Source organism: Wenxinia marina DSM 24838, assembly GCF_000379485.1.
Taxonomy (GTDB): Bacteria; Pseudomonadota; Alphaproteobacteria; order Rhodobacterales; family Rhodobacteraceae; genus Wenxinia; species Wenxinia marina.
Map to the genome: position 1 here is coordinate 1 of NZ_KB902306.1, position 2,857 is coordinate 2,857.

Consider the following 2,857-nt stretch of genomic DNA (forward strand, 5'->3'; position numbering starts at 1 on the left):
AGTCGTCAAACTCCACCTCGACCATACACATCGGTGACCACCCGGGATCACACCGTCGACGGCGCTGAAATTACACCACGTCCTCGGACGCTAACCACTGATTTCGCTGGCCGACAAGGTCGCCCGCCGGACCCTTTGTCGCTCATGCGGCCAAGATTCCCTGTTAACCGGGGCTGATCAGGGAAATCAGCGAAAATTCGAACCGGCACTTTGGGGACGCTGAGACGGGCGCGGGAAACCGGCGCGGGATGGCGCTCGCGGGGTGCTGTCAGACAAATGCAAACCAGTCTCAGTTTGCGGCGGACGAGCTTCCCCTACGCCGCGTAGAGGCCGCGCCACTCCTCTAATGCGGCGGTGCGGTTCGTCCTGAAAATGGTTCGGCTGGAGAGGCTAAGCTCGAGATTGAAGTGGTTGTAGACGGAGGAGTGGACGGCGGCGAACTTCTGGAGACTTCGCATCCGCCGGAACCGGAGCATCGCCCTCTCTCGTCGTCGGAGCGGCAGGTGGGAGTTCTCCGCCCTGTTGTTGATCCAGCGACCGTCCGACTGCTGCTTGCCCTGCAGGTCCAGTTGCCGAAGGGCAGCGCCGTAGGTCCGCAGCCTGTTGGTGACCAGGATCTCTGGCCGGCCGTGACGGCGCAGCAGTTTCTTCAGAAAACGTAAGGCTGCCGCGCGGTCCCGGGTCTTGGTGACGACCGCCTCCAGCACCTCGCCCTCGTCGACGGCGCGCCAGAGGTAGTGCGTCTTGCCGTTGATCTTCACGAAGATCTCGTCGAGGTGCCACTGCCATCTGCTGGACCGCAGGCTCTGTATTCGGCGCCGCCGGATCTCCGCCGCGACATCGGCCCGAACCTGTTCCACCAGTAGCGGATCGTCTCATGGCTGACCTCGATACCGCGCTCATGCAGCAGGTCCTCGACATTCCGCAGTGAGAGCGGGAAGCGGACATACAGCATCACCGCCAGGCGGATGATCTCGGGGCTGGTCTTGAAGTAGCGGAACGGGTTCGGCTGGGTCATCCGGCGAGGCTAGGTGGACGCCCTGCCCCGCTCAAGCGGTTCCTCTGACAGTCCCTCGCGCCGAGATCGAGGCGGTCGTGCAGAGCGCCGACCGTGACCGACGCACAAGAGGATCGCGCCGCATCCCGGGCGGCGAGAGCTCACGACCCTGTCGGTCAGCGTTATTCTGCTGCGCGCGTCAGATGGCATGGCCGAACTCCCTCGGCTTCGGCTTCCGCCCGCAGCCATCGTCGAAAGTCTGTGACCCGACAATCACCAGCATGCCTCTCGGGTACGGCGATCGAATAGATCGACATAGGCAGTGTCGACACGTCGAAGAGTCGCTGCAATCGTCCGGAGAGAATGGTGCCCCGCACGACGGCATCATAGGCCAGCGCTACGCCCTGATGCTGCTCGACCATCGTCGTCGAGAGTTCGCAATTGGGGTAGGTCGGTCCAGGCGGCAAGCTCGCTCCAGCCAGACCTGCTGCGGCGAACCATTCGGGCCAGGCATCGTCTGTCTCGTCGTAGAAGAGCGTGACGCGCAACAGGTCTTTGGGGCGCCGTACGTTCAAGCGCTCCCGCAGCACTGGCGAGATGACCGGGTAGCGTGAAGAGGCAATAAGGGGCTCGACGAGCAGTCCGGGGGTCGGGGCGTCCGACCACTGAATGACGACGTCAGCATCGTTCAATCCAAAATCGAGGGATGGCGCTCCGTTGGAAACCCGCAGCCGGAGGTCGCGCGCGAACTTCAGCCTGGGCAAGCGCGGTACGAGCCAGCGCGCGGCGAATCCCGGGGTGGAAAGAACGCGCAGCGGTCGTGCCGCGGCGCGCGCCGTCTCTGTCTCTTGCGACATCGAATCCAGCAGATGCGTGAGTTTGCCGGCATACGTCTCGCCCGTCAGGGTGAGGGCAATCCTGTTGCCCGATCGCTCGAAGAGCCGAGTATCAAGAAACCCTTCGAGCGTCTTGATCTGGTGGCTGACTGCCGAGGGTGTGAGGCACAACTCGTCCGCGGCAGACTTCACCGACAGATGCCGTGCGGTTGCTTCGAAAGCGCGGACTGCCGCGAACGGGGGTAGCTTCCGTCCCATCTGGCCTGCCTGAACTGAGCTCACGAGAGCCTGAAAAGCAATCGTTCGATAGCCTTGGGGCAGCAGCGTACCATCAAGTGGTCAGATCTCCAAATCATGCTCTGGAGGGTTCGATGCCCCGCTCCACTCTCACCGTGGTGCTCGCCACTGTGCCGATCCTCATATTGCCGGCGCTTCCGCAGGCCGAGGACGCGTGGCGTGCGCCAGTCCTGCAATGGCATCAGGCGGACAGCATGAGCGAGCTCGTCTCGTCGCTGGATGACTGGCTCGACGCACGGGCGAATTGGCCGCGCCGCGACGTAGCTCCCAGCGTTCGCCTTGTCAGCGAGTGGGAGGCAGCGGCGCGGCAGGGTCCTACGACGAGTTTCCAGCGCGGTCCCCTCCGGGGTCTCTATGATCCCGAACGATCTGAAATCCTACTGGTAAGCCCTTGGGAGCCCCACAGGCCAGGCGATGTCGCAGTGTTGCTTCACGAGCTTATTCATCATCGGCAGACGCCTCACCACTGGTATTGCCCAGCCGCGCAAGAACTACCCGCCTACCGGCTTCAAGAGGCGTGGCTCTTGGAACAGGGGCTTTCGCTCGATGTCGACTGGATCGCCGTCGTTCTCGACGCTGGATGCTCCCCTCGGGATGTTCATCCTGAATAGAAGACCAGCGACGATTTCTCCGCTTCCCAAACCTGGACCGCTGGAGGCTGGATTTTTCCGGCCGTCTGCTCCGCTCCCCAACGCTGGACCGCCGGAAGCTGGATTTTTCCGGCCGT

General features: G+C 63.1%; 2 protein-coding genes and 1 pseudogene. 1 reads left to right on the top strand and 2 read right to left on the bottom strand.

Features of this window, described 5'->3' with window-relative positions:
- Window positions 1-314: 314 nt before the first annotated feature.
- Both A37W_RS22125 and A37W_RS23430 read right to left on the bottom strand, forming a co-directional pair.
- Window positions 315-1,018 (bottom strand): annotated as a pseudogene (locus A37W_RS22125) (IS6 family transposase).
- 161 nt (window positions 1,019-1,179) lie between these two features.
- On the bottom strand, window positions 1,180-2,091 hold the full coding sequence (locus tag A37W_RS23430) for a LysR family transcriptional regulator (protein WP_081617159.1): 912 nt from the start codon (window positions 2,089-2,091) through the stop codon (window positions 1,180-1,182).
- Window positions 2,092-2,324: 233 nt separating this feature from the next.
- Here A37W_RS23430 and A37W_RS24660 point away from each other — a divergent pair, with 233 nt between their 5' ends.
- Window positions 2,325-2,741: a DUF6647 family protein gene (locus A37W_RS24660; protein ID WP_496543873.1), complete on the top strand. Its 417-nt coding sequence runs from the start codon at window positions 2,325-2,327 to the stop codon at window positions 2,739-2,741.
- Window positions 2,742-2,857: the final 116 nt, after the last annotated feature.

Coding starts and splice junctions, on each gene's coding strand:
- A37W_RS24660 (WP_496543873.1), top strand. CDS start 2,325: ATGAGCGAGCTCGTCTCGTCGCTGGATGACTGGCTCGACGCACGGGCG.
- A37W_RS23430 (WP_081617159.1), bottom strand. CDS start 2,091: ATGGGACGGAAGCTACCCCCGTTCGCGGCAGTCCGCGCTTTCGAAGCA.